The 14506-nt window shown below is 42.4% G+C and carries 11 protein-coding genes; 5 read left to right on the forward strand and 6 right to left on the reverse strand.

What is annotated here, in order from left to right; all coding sequences use genetic code 11:
* Nucleotides 1-47: 47 nt before the first annotated feature.
* Entirely contained in the window at nucleotides 48-926 is an 879-nt protein-coding gene (locus ACEN9X_RS12530; RefSeq protein WP_413670684.1) for a helix-turn-helix domain-containing protein, read from the reverse strand.
* Between the two features lie 119 nt (nucleotides 927-1045).
* Nucleotides 1046-4585, reverse strand: a complete 3540-nt coding sequence (locus tag ACEN9X_RS12535; RefSeq protein WP_413670685.1) for an ABC transporter permease — start codon at nucleotides 4583-4585, stop codon at nucleotides 1046-1048.
* Nucleotides 4586-5019: 434 nt separating this feature from the next.
* Here ACEN9X_RS12535 and ACEN9X_RS12540 point away from each other — a divergent pair, with 434 nt between their 5' ends.
* Complete coding sequence (locus ACEN9X_RS12540; protein WP_413670686.1) at nucleotides 5020-8676, forward strand: ABC transporter permease; 3657 nt, start codon at nucleotides 5020-5022, stop codon at nucleotides 8674-8676.
* Between the two features lie 434 nt (nucleotides 8677-9110).
* Here the strand turns inward: ACEN9X_RS12540 and ACEN9X_RS12545 are convergent, their stop codons facing one another.
* Complete coding sequence (locus ACEN9X_RS12545) at nucleotides 9111-9398, reverse strand: hypothetical protein (protein ID WP_413670687.1); 288 nt, start codon at nucleotides 9396-9398, stop codon at nucleotides 9111-9113.
* A 255-nt stretch (nucleotides 9399-9653) separates the two neighbouring features.
* On the opposite strand from ACEN9X_RS12545, the gene ACEN9X_RS12550 reads away from it, so the two are divergent.
* Nucleotides 9654-9902: a hypothetical protein gene (locus ACEN9X_RS12550; RefSeq protein ID WP_413670688.1), complete on the forward strand. Its 249-nt coding sequence runs from the start codon at nucleotides 9654-9656 to the stop codon at nucleotides 9900-9902.
* Between the two features lie 136 nt (nucleotides 9903-10038).
* Here the strand turns inward: ACEN9X_RS12550 and ACEN9X_RS12555 are convergent, their stop codons facing one another.
* Complete coding sequence (locus tag ACEN9X_RS12555) at nucleotides 10039-10608, reverse strand: dihydrofolate reductase family protein (protein WP_413670689.1); 570 nt, start codon at nucleotides 10606-10608, stop codon at nucleotides 10039-10041.
* Nucleotides 10609-10711: 103 nt separating this feature from the next.
* The gene (locus ACEN9X_RS12560) at nucleotides 10712-11587 is read right to left on the reverse strand and encodes an alpha/beta fold hydrolase (RefSeq protein ID WP_413670690.1); all 876 of its coding nucleotides are present in this window, start codon (nucleotides 11585-11587) and stop codon (nucleotides 10712-10714) included.
* Nucleotides 11588-11974: 387 nt separating this feature from the next.
* Between ACEN9X_RS12560 and ACEN9X_RS12565 the strand changes: the two genes are divergently transcribed.
* From ACEN9X_RS12565 to ACEN9X_RS12575, 3 genes are all read left to right on the forward strand, one after another.
* A complete protein-coding gene (locus tag ACEN9X_RS12565) occupies nucleotides 11975-12295 on the forward strand; it encodes an ArsR/SmtB family transcription factor (protein ID WP_413670691.1) in 321 nt (106 codons plus the stop codon).
* Nucleotides 12292-12792 carry an SRPBCC family protein gene (locus ACEN9X_RS12570; RefSeq protein ID WP_413670692.1) on the forward strand — a complete coding sequence of 167 codons (501 nt, stop codon included), beginning with the start codon at nucleotides 12292-12294 and terminating at the stop codon, nucleotides 12790-12792. Before ACEN9X_RS12565 ends, ACEN9X_RS12570 begins: the two co-directional genes overlap by 4 nt.
* Nucleotides 12793-12859: 67 nt before the next feature.
* Nucleotides 12860-13288 carry a VOC family protein gene (locus ACEN9X_RS12575; protein ID WP_413670693.1) on the forward strand — a complete coding sequence of 143 codons (429 nt, stop codon included), beginning with the start codon at nucleotides 12860-12862 and terminating at the stop codon, nucleotides 13286-13288.
* 291 nt (nucleotides 13289-13579) lie between these two features.
* Here the strand turns inward: ACEN9X_RS12575 and ACEN9X_RS12580 are convergent, their stop codons facing one another.
* Nucleotides 13580-14374, reverse strand: coding sequence for an alpha/beta fold hydrolase (locus tag ACEN9X_RS12580; protein ID WP_413670694.1), 795 nt, complete (start codon nucleotides 14372-14374; stop codon nucleotides 13580-13582).
* Between the last annotated feature and the right edge of the window lie 132 nt (nucleotides 14375-14506).

Raw genomic sequence — 14506 nt, forward strand, 5'->3', positions numbered from 1 at the left:
GGCCTTACCTTTGCTGTTTATGAGTATCAAACCAATAGTTAAGGATTTCAAACTTCCTGGGCACGCAGGGACGAAGGGGTAGTACCTGTCATGCGTTTGAAATAGTTGTTAAAATAGCTCGGGTACTCAAAACCAAGTGCGTAGGCTATTTCAGCGATGTTCCAGTCGGTGTGTTGTAACAGGGCTTTGGCTTCGCTGATGACGCGCTCGGCAATGTGGGCTGTTGTTGGTTTTCCCGTAACCTCTTTAACCGCGCGGTTTAAATAGTTGATATGCAATGCCATGTTTTGTGCATAGTCCTGTGCCGATTTCAATTGCAGAGGGGTATCCGGACTTTCAATCGGGAATTGCCGCTCCAGCAGTTCAAAGAAAACAGCAGTGATGCGGGAGGCTGCATTTTTATGCTGGTCAAAGTTTTCTGATGGCTGCAATTTCATGGCTTCATGCAGGATCAGGTTAATATAATTACGGATGAGGTCGTCTTTGTAAGCATAGCCGCTTTGCTGCTCCTCAATCATTTTCTGAAAAATAGTATTCAAAAATGTCCGTTGTTGTTCGGTTATGGTAAGAATAGGGGTGCCGCCTATTTTGAAGAATGGTGATTGCTGCAGGATATCCGAACGCTCAGATATGTTAAGAAATTCCTCCGAAAACAGGCAGGCGTAGCCTACGTAAGTGGTTGATAAAGTTTCCCAGGAATAGGGGATGTGCGGATTGCCGAAAAACAATACTGTGCCTTCTGCCTCAAAGCTGCGGTCGGCGTAATGAATGAGACTTTTGCCTGTGGTAAGGCAGATCTTGTAAAAATCCTTCCGGCTGTAAAAACGTGTTGCCTGTCCGTCTTCTTCAATTTGGAAAACATTAAAGCCTTTTAACCTGAGCTCACTGTTAAAAGCAGATAACGAACGCGCCTGGCTGTTTTTCATATTGTAAAGTTAAGAAAATCAAAACAACATCGTACAATAAAGCCCGACTGATACTGGCGCAGCCGGGCTTCTGTTAGCATATTCAGCAGTGGAGGATGTATCGCAACGATACATAATTCCTACTCACTTCTCAGGCTTTTTACCGGGTTTGCTTTTGCTGCCTTTATGGCCTGGAAACTTATTGTTGCAAGCGCGATAATGGTTGCTGCAATGCCGCCTATGGCAAATAACCACCAGCTGATATTTATGCGGTAAACATAAGCTTGCAGCCATTGGTGCATGTAATACCAGGCAATAGGCGTGGCTATAGCAAAAGCAATAACGATAAGTATGATGAACTCTTTTGAAAACAGGTAAACTATACTGCCCGAGGTAGCACCAAGTACCTTACGGATCCCTACTTCCTTTATCCGCTGTACTGCCATGAATGAGGCTAAGCCATATAACCCAAGGCAACTCAGGAATATGGCAATTGCAGCAAAGATTTTATACAATTGGGCTAACTGATTTTCCTGTTTGTAAAAACCGGCGATTTTATCATCAAGAAACTGATATTCATAAACAAAATCAGGAAATGTTTTCTCAAATATTTGTTTAACAGATTGCATCGTCGAAAAAACATTCGTTGTTTTAAGCTTTATGCCTGCCTGATTATACATGGTGATGTTTGTTGCTATAAGTAAGGGCGCAAGGCTGTGCCGGAAAGACCGGTCATTAAAATCTTCTAACACGCCAACAACCGGGCACTTTATTACACCATCCCATATGCTGATTTCTTTGTTCAATATATCTTCCGGCCTTTTAAGCCCTAAACTTTTTACCAGGGATTTGTTTACCAAAAACTCCCTGGTAAAAGGGGAGGGTTGAAGGTTTCGGCCGGCTATCAGTTTTAGCTTGTAAGCGGGTACGTAGCCCTCGTCGGCAAATTTGGTAATGGCTTTGAAATCTGTTTCTTTTGTTGCGTGGTCAAACCTGACTGCGCTCCAGGTATCGTTTCCATTTTCCATCGGGGTATTTGAACTGTAACACACCGCTTGCACTCCGTTTACGGATAATAACTGGTTTCTCAAATAATTCAGCCGGCTCATTCTAAGGCTATCTACCCGAAATGGAATATTGACAATAGTTTCTTTATCAAAACCTAAAGGCTGATCCATAAAATAATTCATTTGCTTTACAATGATAAGCGTTCCGATGATCAATGCCTGCGCAATGATAAATTGAAACACCACCAATCCCCTTCTTAATGAAATTCCACTTGCAGGGTCTGTTGTAAGTTTGCTTTTTAAAGCATTAACAGGATTGAAACGCGATAACACAATGGAAGGATAAAACCCGGCGAGTGCAGTTACAGCAACAGTTACAATTAGCAGGAAAAGGATAATGGCCGGATTGCTGAATATGTTGAATGAAAGCGACAGTTCTAAAAGCTTGCTTACATAGGGCAACGCGAGAAAGGTGATTACTATAGCAAATATCAAAGCGCTTGCAACTATCAAAAATGTTTCGGCGATGAACTGGAGCTGCAACTGAGATTTACTACTCCCCAAAACTTTCCTAACGCCAACTTCCTTAGCCCGGTTAACAGCCTGCGCGGTAGAGAGGTTAATAAAGTTTACACAGGCAATTAACAATATGAAGGCGGCTATCAGCCATAATACGTTAAGCAGATCATGACTGATTGTTTTATTGCTGTAATTGCCAACCTGGGTATCATAATGTACGGCGTTTAATGCCTGAATAATGTGACTGTCCTTGTTGTCGGATGATTCTACCTTTTGTGAATATGTTCTTAGCTGCCGGTTAAAATTATCGGCAGTAAGGCTTTCAGGCAACAAAATATAACAGCCAAAATCAGCTACCGTTCTGTTCCAATCGGTAGATTTTGATAAATAATCGCCGGTAAATCCAGTGCCGAAACTAACAACAACTTTTAGCTGAAAGTCGGAGTTGGGAGGAATGGTTGCCAGGATGCCCGAAACCCTTAGTACATCTGTACCATGCTCAAACATAAAGCCGCCCATTTGCAGTTTGATGGTTTTGCCCATGGCCGTTCTCCAATCGCCAAAATACTTTTCAGCAACCTCTTTGGTAAGCAACACATTGTCCGGGTCTTTTAATGATGCATACGAGCCCGCCAGAAGCGGAAAATTGAATATTTTAAAAAATGACGGATTGGTATAAAACAGTCCCCTTTGCTCCTTAAACATTTTGGTAACTGCGCCATTATTATCGGGTATAATCAGCTGATCATTTTGGCTTGCAAAAATTGGTGCTACCTGTTCTATTTGAGGGAAAGCCGTTTTTAATCCTAAGGGCAGTGGAAAAGGGATATCCTTGCCATAGGTAATATTCCCTGTTTCTGCGTGATGATATTCGGTTAATACACGATAAGCACGATCCTTATTGGGGTGGAAATTATCAAAGCTTGTTTGAAATTGTATAATGATAAAGATCACCATACAAACAGCAATACCCACAGCCAGGCCGGTGACATTAATGGCGGCATAGCTTTTATTGCGTGTTAAATTGCGCCATGCTATTTTGAAATAATTCTTGAACATAAAATTGCGGTTTAATTTCTCACGAAACCTCGTAGGGGCGGTTCCGTGGTTCGAAATTACCGGCGCAAGTTGATGATGACTGCCCAACTTATAAGATGGGAAACCTTTTTTTAGGTCATTTTTATATTCCAGCGGGCTTTTTCCGGTTACCTGTTTAAAAATGCGGTTAAAGGAACTTTGGGAGTTGAATCCGGATTCATATGCAATCCCTAAAAGGGTAATATGGTTGTTTGCAGGGTCATGCATTTTTCGCGCGGCGGCTTGTACCCGGTATTCATTAATGAAATCACTGAAGCTTTTTTTGAGCACTGTGTTGAGGATCCGAGATAATTCATGGGTGTGCAGGTTAAGCTTTGCAGCGAGGGAGCTTAAGGTTAATTCAGGGTCCTGGTAGTAGTGGTTTTCTTTAACAGTCCTTTTCAGCCAGATCCCTTTTTGTCTCAGTTCTGCCGGTAGTGATGGTTTTAAAATTGGCAAGGTATCTGCCTGTGCACTAACTTCCGGTCTTAAAAAAGCCCTTGCTGCAATCCAGGTAAGCATCGACATTAACAGCAGGTACAAAGGATAATAAGCCTGCGGGTTTAATTTATAATTGTAATAAAAATAATCTGCGGCTGTAAAAGGGATCCATAACAGCCATAATAGCCCAAAACCTGTTATTAAGTTTCGAAGCCACCGCATTTCGTGCCGGTACCGGTCTCCTCCGTTAAATTTTAATTGCCGGTAAAAGTTTTCGATCAACGTATGGCATCGGTATAAGTAAACAGCCACCGAAATAAATGCTAATAACTGTAATAAAGGGTTTAATTGCTGGTAGATCGGCGTATTGTAAGTAGCAGCACCAGTTTTTATGCTTTCCTGAATTTCTATGATCCAGGCGCCTAACTCCAATAACAGGGGGGCGAAATGAAGCAGGTCCCTGCTATGAAATTTATATTCAGGTCGCGTTGTTTTAAGTACATAAAGGTAAATAAGCGGACCAAGAGCCAGCGAAAATTGCATTGGTAACCGGCTCCAAAAAACAGCATAATTTGCCAGCTGAATATCAATGGCCAGTAACCTTGCTATCCACAAAACTGCTATTGCTAATGCCATTGCTAAAAATCGGTTTGCAGCTCTGTTTACTTTCCTGGTGAACCATAAAAGCAGGATAAATGTGAAACCAACGAACAGCGTTCCAAAAAACGCAGCATCATAAAGGGTGATATGAAATGTGTACGGTTTCAAGCAATAGGTTAATAACTTATCCAAATTAATAAAATACTAATGGATAATATCTTAACGACTAAATTAAGATAGATGGTATGTTGAACTGAACCATAGAGAGATTGGTTTGAAATAACGCTGCCCGTAGATTTGATGGGCTCTCTTAAGAACACAGGCGTAGCTAAACCGGAATCTTTTTAGCTATCCCGAAAGCGGACAGCCATATGTTCGGATGTATCACAGCGTAGGGAAGTAAAAATATGTAATTTTTTATATATCAATAGATTATAAATTTGGAATAGGGATTGAGTCATCTAAGTAAATTGAAAACTTATACGTTCCATATCAACGCTTACGATCTTGCCTTTTTGGGAGTCATCTTCCTTGGAGTTGGCCTCGCTATGCTTTTATGGAGTACCTCAAAAGTAAACAGGGCTGCAAACCGGTTTTTGGCCCTGGCGCTGTTGGTTGTGGTTATATATATGGTCCGAATGCTGGCCATTGATATTCATCTCACAACCCACATCCCCGATTGGAGCCGGTTGCCAATGCAATTTTCACTGGCTATCGGTCCGCTCATCTACTTTTATGTTCTTAAAACAACTCAGCCTGATTATAAATTCCGGTTAAAGGATTTGCTGCATTTCATCCCACTTTTATTCGAACTGGGCGTTCAGCTTCTGTGGATCAAAGAGAGTATTGAAACCGGCAAGCCCACCTACGAAACACAGGCTTTTCAGCAGTTTGGCCTTGCGTTACAAGTTCTGGCACTTATCTCGGTTATAATTTACCTCTATGCAGCACACCGGCTGATAGAGAAATTTTACCGGCGCCTGAAATTTAATAATGGTGACAGGTACCGGCACGAAATGAGGTGGCTGCAACATCAGCTTATCGGTTTAGGCATTTTGTGGATCTGCTGGATTATCGTTGTCGGGATAGATTATACGTATTATCATCATCGGTTGGGTATCCATGCCTATTATCCTCTATATCTTTTTTTAGCGATACAACTCATCCGGATGGCGGTCATCGTTTTTTCAAAACAGGAGGTTGGTTTACTTCCGGCCGCACAGCCTGCTTTTAAACCGGCACTGCCGCCAGAATCAAAGCAGAAGGGTGCTTGGTTAAAAAAAATAGTGAGGGAAAATCTCTATTACCTGGATCCCGAGCTTAATTTGCGTTCGCTGGCCGAAAAGCTTGACCTGCACCCCAATGAATTATCGCGGATAATTAATACGGTGCTCAAAAAAAGCTTTAATGATTTTATTAATGAATACCGCGTTGCAGAGGTAGCCCAAAAAATGCAGGACCCGGCTTATGCTCATTTAACCCTGCTCGGCATTGCATTTGAATCGGGCTTTAATTCAAAAACTACCTTTAACCGTACTTTTAAACAAATGACCGGTAAAAGCCCGGCAGAATATAAACTTGAACTAAAAAAAGAGCGACCATATTATAAGATGGAACGCCCGCCCCGTTTTGCGACGGTAATTTCGTACCAGGAAGCGGCTCCAAAATGGACCGTTAAGAAACCAAATCGCAAAGCAATGTTCAAAAATTACTTCAAAATCGCCTGGCGCAACCTCATGCGCAACAGGAGCTATGCAACTATCAATATCGCCGGTTTGGCAATTGGCATAGCTGCCTGTCTGCTCATATTTCTGGTTATTCAGTTTGAAACAAGTTTCGATAGCTTTCATGCCAATAAAGACCGCATCTATCGTATCGTAACGGTAAATAGTGGTCCCGATGGTACGCATGCCGGCTCAGGAACTCCGTTGCCGCTGGCAGAGGGATTAAAACTTGACTTTCCGCAAATAAAGCAGGTAGCTAACGTTATGCTGAACGATGGCTCGCACTATGCTGTACATACAGGTAATGATGGCGGTACGGTGAAGAAGTTTAAGGAAGATCTGGCTTATTATGCAGATCCCGGCTTTTTTCAGATTTTTAATATCAAATGGCTGGCCGGCGATAAAAATACTGCTTTATCGGAGCCTAAAACTATTGCATTATCCCGTGACGAAGCCGATAAATTTTTTGGTGATTGGCATACTGCCATGGGGAAAACAGTGCGTTACGAAAACAGGCGCGATCTTAAAGTGACCGGTATATTTGAGGATGCCCCGGTCAATACTGATTTTCCGATGAAACTGGCTGTCTCCTGGGTTACGCTTATTGAAAAAGACGGAGATCTTAGCGGCAATGCCCAGGATTGGATAAGTACCTTCGGCGACAGAAACTGTTATATTGTTTTGCCTCCCGGCATGGACGAAAAACAGCTTAACACCGGGCTTGCATCGCTTGCCAAAAAACGTATCCCCGCGCCTTACAATAAAAATGAGATCTTTCAATTACAGGCCCTGAAAGATATGCATTATAACACCGAAGTTGGCTTGTACAGCAAGCACCCGTTTAGTAAGCAGTTGATTAATGTTATTAGTTTAATCGGCTTGTTCCTGCTGATCATTGCCTGCGTTAACTTTATCAACCTCGCTACTGCCCAGGCCGTAAACCGTTCAAAAGAGGTGGGTATACGTAAAGTGTTAGGGAGTAACCGGTACCAGCTGGTGCTGCAATTCATCACCGAAACGTTGATCATTACTTTATTTGCCGTTGTACTGGCTTCAATAATTGCACTCATAGCTTTGCCAATGTTGAATAACCTGCTTGAAGTACAATTAAGCGGAGGTTTCCTGGCAAACCCAATGGTAATCTTGTTTTTGGCAGGAGTGGTTATTGGGGTTACTTTTCTGGCCGGATTTTATCCTGCACTGGTATTATCCGGATTTAACCCGATAGAGGCGTTGAGAAACAAGATCAACGCCGGACGCGCGAGCGGAATTTCCTTACGACGGGTGTTGGTGGTAGCACAATTCTGTATAGCGCAATTCCTGGTGATAGGCACCCTTGTATTAATTTACCAGATGAATTATTTTAAAAATAAGTCGTTGGGGTTTAATAAAGATGCTGTAATTACCGTTCCTTTTCCGGGCGACAGCATCAGCCGGGCAAGGGTAAGTGCTTTAAAAGATCAGCTTTTGCAGCAGCCGGGAATTAAGGATGTAAGTGCCAGTTTATACGCTCCATCTGATAACAGCGGATGGTTCAGCGATTTTAAATTTAACAATTCGGCCAAACAGGTTGATTTTGGCGCCTGCCTGAAATGGGCCGATGCAGACTATTTTAGGTTGTATGGCATCCAGTTTGTAGCCGGTGGCCCGTACAAAAAAACTGATACAATAGCCGGTTATGTTGTTAATGAAACCTTGATCCATAAACTTGGTATTACCAACCCCAAGGAAGCCATAGGCAAAAATATCATGTTATGGAATAACAACAGTTTGAAGGCCCGGATTACCGGTGTAGTAAAGGATTATAATGTTAGCTCATTGCGTGGTGCTATCCCGCCGGTGTTGATGGGAGCATGGAAGTCACAATATTCGAAGTTGAATATCAAGATCCAGCCTCAAAATGTAAGGCAAACCCTTGAGAATGTTGAAGCTTTATGGAACAAAACGTTCCCGGAGGGGGTATATGAATATCAGTTTCTCGACAAAACCATTGCTGGTTTTTATAAAAGCGAAGGCGAACTATCTGCTCTCTTCAAAATATTTGCAGGTATAGCCATATTCATTTCATGCCTTGGTTTATATGGATTGGTATCGTTTATGGCTTTACAACGCACTAAAGAAGTAGGCATACGTAAAACGTTAGGCGCATCTGTTGGACATATTATGTATTTGTTTTCAAAAGAATTTACGGTGCTTATTGTCATTGCATTTGCCATATCGGCTCCAATAGGTTACTACTTCATGCATAAATGGCTGCAGGATTTTACCTACAGGATCAGCATTGGCCCTGATATATTTATGATGGCAATATTAACCTCGGTGATCATTGCATGGACAAGCGTGGGGTATAAGGCCATAAGAGCAGCACTGGCCAACCCTGTGAAAAGTTTAAGGAGCGAGTAAGCCTACGTTTATAGGTTAATGTCCCATCAGGGTCTCTCGTAGAATTAAGTTTACCCACAAAATCAAAAGTCGTGTTAAGCAATGGTTGGAAAGCAAGTTTACGATTACGAGACTCCGCTGGAGTCCAATATCTCTTTAAAATTTTGTCTATAAACACGTGGCCTCTCTGAGGCCGCTTGGCACGTCAGCGATGTTCATTATGTTATAAATATTACCGGCCCCATCGGGGCCACGTGTTTATAGTGCTAAACGGGGCGTTTTTCTGGCTCCGTAGGTGCCTCGTGTTGAAATTCAGGTTGGTGAATTTGTGGGTAAACGTCAACTCGTAGAGAATCCTGATGTATACGATGTCTTTGAATATTCTGGTAGATGTTTGGAGCGCGGTGGGGCCTCAGGGTACTCTGCAAAAGACCCATAAGGTAACATAATCATCCCTATAAAAACTCAACTACCAATTGTTCCCATTCCTCTTCCAAAGAAATGTCCGGCCGGGTTTGCCTTGCTTTACTGTACCAGTAATCGGCATTCCAGATGTCACCTTCTTTGCGGTGCAGGTAGGCATGTACCCAGGCCGATGCCTGATCATCCAGGTGATCAACCTGTGCATGGGCTTGATGCCAGTCGCCTTTGCCATCATACCAAAGGCTTTTTAACTGAGCGGTGAGCCCGCTAACAGGTTGTTCTGAGTTTAATGACGCTTTAAATTCGGCTAAAGTTTTCATCGGGCATTAATTTTTTCAAAAATAAGCCTTAAACGTGATTTATGCATGAGATTGACGGCAATAATAGGTGTTGTAAATACAGGTAGTAGCAAGAAAAATATACGACCTTATAGCGCTTAGCGGAGTTTTCAAAATCTTTTTAGGAGAGATTGAGGTTTTTGAATTTAATATCGCGGTTTTCTAAAACCAGTAGAACAAAAACTTTTTTCTTTGCAAAAGAGCCTGCAGCTTAACTATCAAAAATTATCACACAAAATGAAGCAAAAAGAATTAACAGAATTATCAAACGAAGAATTAGTACAGGAAGCAAAAAAAATCAAATCCGGCAAAATTTTCGATGCTGCGATCTTTGGTTTTTTGATTGGGGTTGCTGTTTATAGTACCGTAAGAAATGGGTTTGGTTTATTAACTTTTCTTCCCCTGGTTTATATACCAATTGCAGCTAAAAATAAGGCCAGAAATAAAGCGTTGGAAGAGCTGTTAAAAGAAAGGAATCTAAAATAGAAGATGGCGGAAACAGTCGAAGTTAAAAGAAGATATTTATAGGATATGTTTCCAAAGTAAAAAGCTGCTTTGCGAAGGCAAAGCAGCTTGATAGTCCGTAAAGAAAACTTCCCGAAACTGATTTATAAATAGAATATCAGGATTTCAGCGGCCCAATGTGCCGGTAAGTGTTGATAAGTAAACCGGTAGGAGTGCTCTTTGTATCAACAAAAGCAAGTTCCCGGGCGCCAATGCTGTCGGCCAACAGGCGTTTGCCATGGCCAAGCAAAACAGGATAAGTGATAAGTACAACCTCGTCGGCCAGTCCCTGGTCAAGCAGCAGGGATGTCAGGGTAGAACTTCCCACGACGATCAGGTCGGGGCCATCGGTTGATTGGAGATTACGAATTGCCTCCGCGATGTTCCCGCCTAAGCCTTTTACCGGCCCCCACTCTAGGCTGTCGGGCTTGTTGGTTACTATGTATTTTGTGGCAGCATTGATAGCATTCGCCATGGGGAAGTCTCCGGCAGTAGGCCAAAAACCGCTAAATATATCGTAAGTATTACGGGCCAGCAGCAGGTCGAAATTTGATCCGTATGCTTCTAAAAGCGCCGCCGCCCCTGCAGGGCTCCGGTATGGCGTTGTCCATGCGCCATAGGTGTAGTCTCCATCATGTTCTATCACGCCATCCAGCGAAATATGTTCAAAAATTCTGATTTTTCTCATTTGTTTATAATTGGTTTATAGATAGCTCTGTTATTTATGTTCTCTGGTTGAAAATGCAATCCCCCAAAATCTCAAACTCCTTATTTGCAAAACTCGCGGTTTGCTATTGTAAAAAGCCATTCAGCAGATCCAATATGGTTTTTGTTTGCTGCATTAAGCCAACGTGGCTCTGCGCAGGCACAATGGCTAAATGCGATTTTGGCATGGGGGCCAAATCTGCAGCTACGCCGCCTCCCAGTAGTTGGTATGTTTTTGCCAGCTCCACTTTGTCCAGGCCGTCATTATCGCCCGAGATAAGCAATACCGGTGAAGTGATTTTGGCAATATTGGCATCACCAATGTCAAAGGGTACGCCGGCAAAAGCAATCATCTGTTCCACAAACTTTATCCATTTTGTTTTGTCGGGTGCTACTGCATCGTATCCCGTATGTAAGGGAGTGTTGTTAAAAAACTCAGGCTTAAATCCTTTAAACCCGCTGTTTACAACAGGAAGCCAGCCACTGCTTTTATAGGTAGAAGAAATGATCACTAATTTTTTTACCCGTTTAGGGCTTTTTACGGCTAATTGATAAGCTATGGAACCGCCCATACTGTATCCGGCAACATCAGCACTGTCAATTTTTAAAAAATCCATTACCCCATCCACGTCACTTGCCAGGGTAGCAATATCTAATTTTCGGTCTGAATACGGCGAGTGCCCATGTCCCTGCATTTCAAGGGCAATTACTTTTCTTGTTTTTGATAGTTCGGGTATTAGTTGCGCCCAGTTCATCTCAATGGTATAAAAAGCACCGTGCAGTAAAACGATAGGCTTACCCTCGCCATATACTTCGTAATAAACTTTTATGCCATTAACGGGGGCGTAACCACTGGCGGCAGGTTTAAGCTGTTGCCCGTTGCACTGAAGTATTGTAAAAAAAAGCATCGCGATTATTAATGTTGGCGGCAGGATATCAGATCCTTTAAATACTCTTTTCATAGAATGTTAGTTTAATTGTTTCGATTTGATTGACAATACAAATGTCGGTGGTATTTAAGGATTTTGCGCTGTGCAAAAGCGACCACTTGAGGGGTGGATCGCGACAAAAATATTGCCGTTATATAGAAAAAGGGTGAGAGGTGTTTGAACGGAGTTCCACGTAGGTGCATTGCGTTTTGCGTTTCAAAATCAATCTCAACAAAAATTGCTTTACGCTTGCGAGGTTACTTTATTAGTAGCAGGGAATTGATCTCTGTTTGAAGATTCGAATTGCCTGTCCTAACACAAAACTCCCGTCAACAGCCCCCAAAAAAAAATCTCAAATAAATTTGCGCAACTCAAAAGTTGCATATATATTTACGCAACTCAAAAGTTGCGCGTTTTAAAATGAAACAAGATATATTTCAAGCCATAGCCGATCCGACACGCCGGGCGATTTTAACTTTAATTGCTATTAAGGCTTTGACGCCGAACGCGATGGCCGAAAAATTTGATATGAGCCGTCAGGCAGTATCTAAACATATTAAAGTATTACACGAATGCGAATTGATTAAACCCCAACACTCGGGCAGGGAAATTTATTATCACTTTAACGCAAAAAAAATGCAGGAGCTTGACAACTGGTTAGCCCAATTCAGGCAAAGCTGGGAAACTCAATTTAATCAGCTCGATAAAGTATTATCAACAATTAAACAACAGAAAATATGAACAACGATTTGCTATTTGATTTTACCGTTGATAAAGCTGCGCAAACGGTATTTATAACCCGCGAATTTGACGCGGGGCTTGACCTGGTATGGGATGCTTTTACCAAACAGGAAATACTTGACCAATGGGCTGCACCCGCGCCGATGCGCTCCAAAACCAAATACATGAATTTTGAAGTTGGGGGACGGCGATTTTACGCCATGATAAGCCCCGACGGACAAGAGCGCTGGCTATTGCAGAAATATACTTCCATTACGCCCAAAACCAATTTTAAACTATATAACTCATTTGCCGATAAAGACGAAAACCCCGAATTGCCCGGCTCTGAATGGGATTATAATTTCGGCGAACAAGATGGCATAACAACAGTGAATATTTCCATTTATAACGAATCGCTTGAACGAATGGAACGCTTAACCGATGGTTTCACTAAAGGAATGATGTTGATGTTGAAAAACCTGGACGATCTGTTTGTAACCTTATCGCAAAAATCATAAGGAGAATAAACGATTGTTAATAACCGAAGAGATAAACAAAAAAACATAACAATTTAAAACTAAAATTATGAGAGCAATTAATCCCTGGATCAACTTCAATGGCAATGCCCAGGAAGCATTCAATTTTTACAAATCAGTTTTTGGCGGAGAGTTCACCAAGATCATTCGCTTCAAAGACCTGGCAGGTCCTGAGTTTCAGGTAGCAGAAAGTGAAGAAAACAAAATAATGTACATTGGTTTACCCCTCGGCAAAAACAATGTATTGATAGCCAATGATGTCCCTGATTTTATAGGGAAGGTAAACGAAAACGAAAACAGGTCTAAAATATACGCCAGCGCTGAAAGCCGTGAGGAAGCCGACAAGATTTTTAACGGGTTATCAGCAGGCGGAGAGGTTGAAGGACCGATCGGCGACAGTCCCTGGGGTACATACGCCGGTATGTTCAGAGACAAATATGGCATTGAATGGATTGTGGAGTTTGACCCCCAATTATAACGGGTAAATTAAAAGAGAAAAAAAATATGCTGTTGGTAGCACACATGCCGCGTGTTTCAAAATCAAGCAAAAGGCCGATTAACGAGATGTTTAATCGGCCTTTTTGTTTTGTTGTCTGGCGCGAGTATGCGGTGCAAAGGCCAGAGTGTGTGGGGACTCGTAACTTATCAAATTAAGAAGTCACGAGTACGCTGCCCTGCATCCCAGCGCTGCATCGCGCCAGAGGAGAGATCGACTCTCCGGGATTAGTGCCGATGCCGTTGGCAAAGCGGGTTTTGAATGAATAGGCTGTTATTTGCTTTCAGCGGTAAGGATTGCAGCCAGCTTGTCCGGCATAGAAATGAATGGTGTATGGCTGCTTTGTAAGGTATATACTTTAGCCACCTTACCTGTTTTTACCATATATTGTTGTGCGGGGTAACTGATTGCATGGTCATTAACCGTATGGATATATACTTTTTTAATGCTGCCGAAATTCTTTTCAGTCAGGTGGACTGGTGTAGCAAGCGGTGCCAACGGTTCAGGTTTAATGTTAGCGGCAATATATTCCTGAACTTGCTTAGGCGCATCAGCGGCGAAGATATCGGCTACTGCATCTTTTGCGATGATTGCTGCTCCATGTTCCTGATCGATAGTAAGTGATTTGCCAATGTGAGACGCAGGGTCTTGTTTTGCCAGTGATAAAAGGCTGTCACCATCATGCGGCAACGCTGCTGCAAGGAAGATCAGTTCTTTAATCTGTGCCGGAACTTCTTCAGCAACCTGACTGATCACCAGTCCGGCAAAGCTGTGTCCTACCAAAACTACATTACTGCGGGCGCCGATAGCTGCTTTTACCTGGTCAACATAAGTTTGAAAAGTGATACCTGCAAATGAGGTGGTATCTTTTCCGTGGCCTGCAAGGTTAACATTGATCACCTCTTCGCCCTGGGCCTTTAACAAAGGAGTCACCGCATCCCAGGAAGACGCGTCTGACCAGGCTCCGTGAACAAGTACAATAGTTTTAGAATTGTTGTTGGTTGTTTTTTGGGCTTGAGCTGTAAAACCTAATACGCTTATTGCCATCATTAATATTGCTGTTTTCATGTTTTTAAATGCCTAATTGTTTAGGACATGACAAACATCGGGCTATGCCTCAGCAATAAGTTTAACCCAGGTTAAAATCGAAAATCCTCTGAAAAAAAATTTCAGAGGGTTTTGGTAATTCAGAACCTGATG

The organism is Mucilaginibacter sp. Mucisp86 (assembly GCF_047324315.1).
In the GTDB taxonomy this organism is placed as follows: domain Bacteria; phylum Bacteroidota; class Bacteroidia; order Sphingobacteriales; family Sphingobacteriaceae; genus Mucilaginibacter.

Coding starts and splice junctions, on each gene's coding strand:
- ACEN9X_RS12555 (WP_413670689.1), bottom strand. CDS start 10,608: ATGAGAAAAATCAGAATTTTTGAACATATTTCGCTGGATGGCGTGATA.
- ACEN9X_RS12570 (WP_413670692.1), top strand. CDS start 12,292: ATGAACAACGATTTGCTATTTGATTTTACCGTTGATAAAGCTGCGCAA.
- ACEN9X_RS12560 (WP_413670690.1), bottom strand. CDS start 11,587: ATGAAAAGAGTATTTAAAGGATCTGATATCCTGCCGCCAACATTAATA.
- ACEN9X_RS12575 (WP_413670693.1), top strand. CDS start 12,860: ATGAGAGCAATTAATCCCTGGATCAACTTCAATGGCAATGCCCAGGAA.
- ACEN9X_RS12565 (WP_413670691.1), top strand. CDS start 11,975: ATGAAACAAGATATATTTCAAGCCATAGCCGATCCGACACGCCGGGCG.
- ACEN9X_RS12550 (WP_413670688.1), top strand. CDS start 9,654: ATGAAGCAAAAAGAATTAACAGAATTATCAAACGAAGAATTAGTACAG.
- ACEN9X_RS12545 (WP_413670687.1), bottom strand. CDS start 9,398: ATGAAAACTTTAGCCGAATTTAAAGCGTCATTAAACTCAGAACAACCT.
- ACEN9X_RS12530 (WP_413670684.1), bottom strand. CDS start 926: ATGAAAAACAGCCAGGCGCGTTCGTTATCTGCTTTTAACAGTGAGCTC.
- ACEN9X_RS12535 (WP_413670685.1), bottom strand. CDS start 4,585: ATGGCATTAGCAATAGCAGTTTTGTGGATAGCAAGGTTACTGGCCATT.
- ACEN9X_RS12580 (WP_413670694.1), bottom strand. CDS start 14,374: ATGAAAACAGCAATATTAATGATGGCAATAAGCGTATTAGGTTTTACA.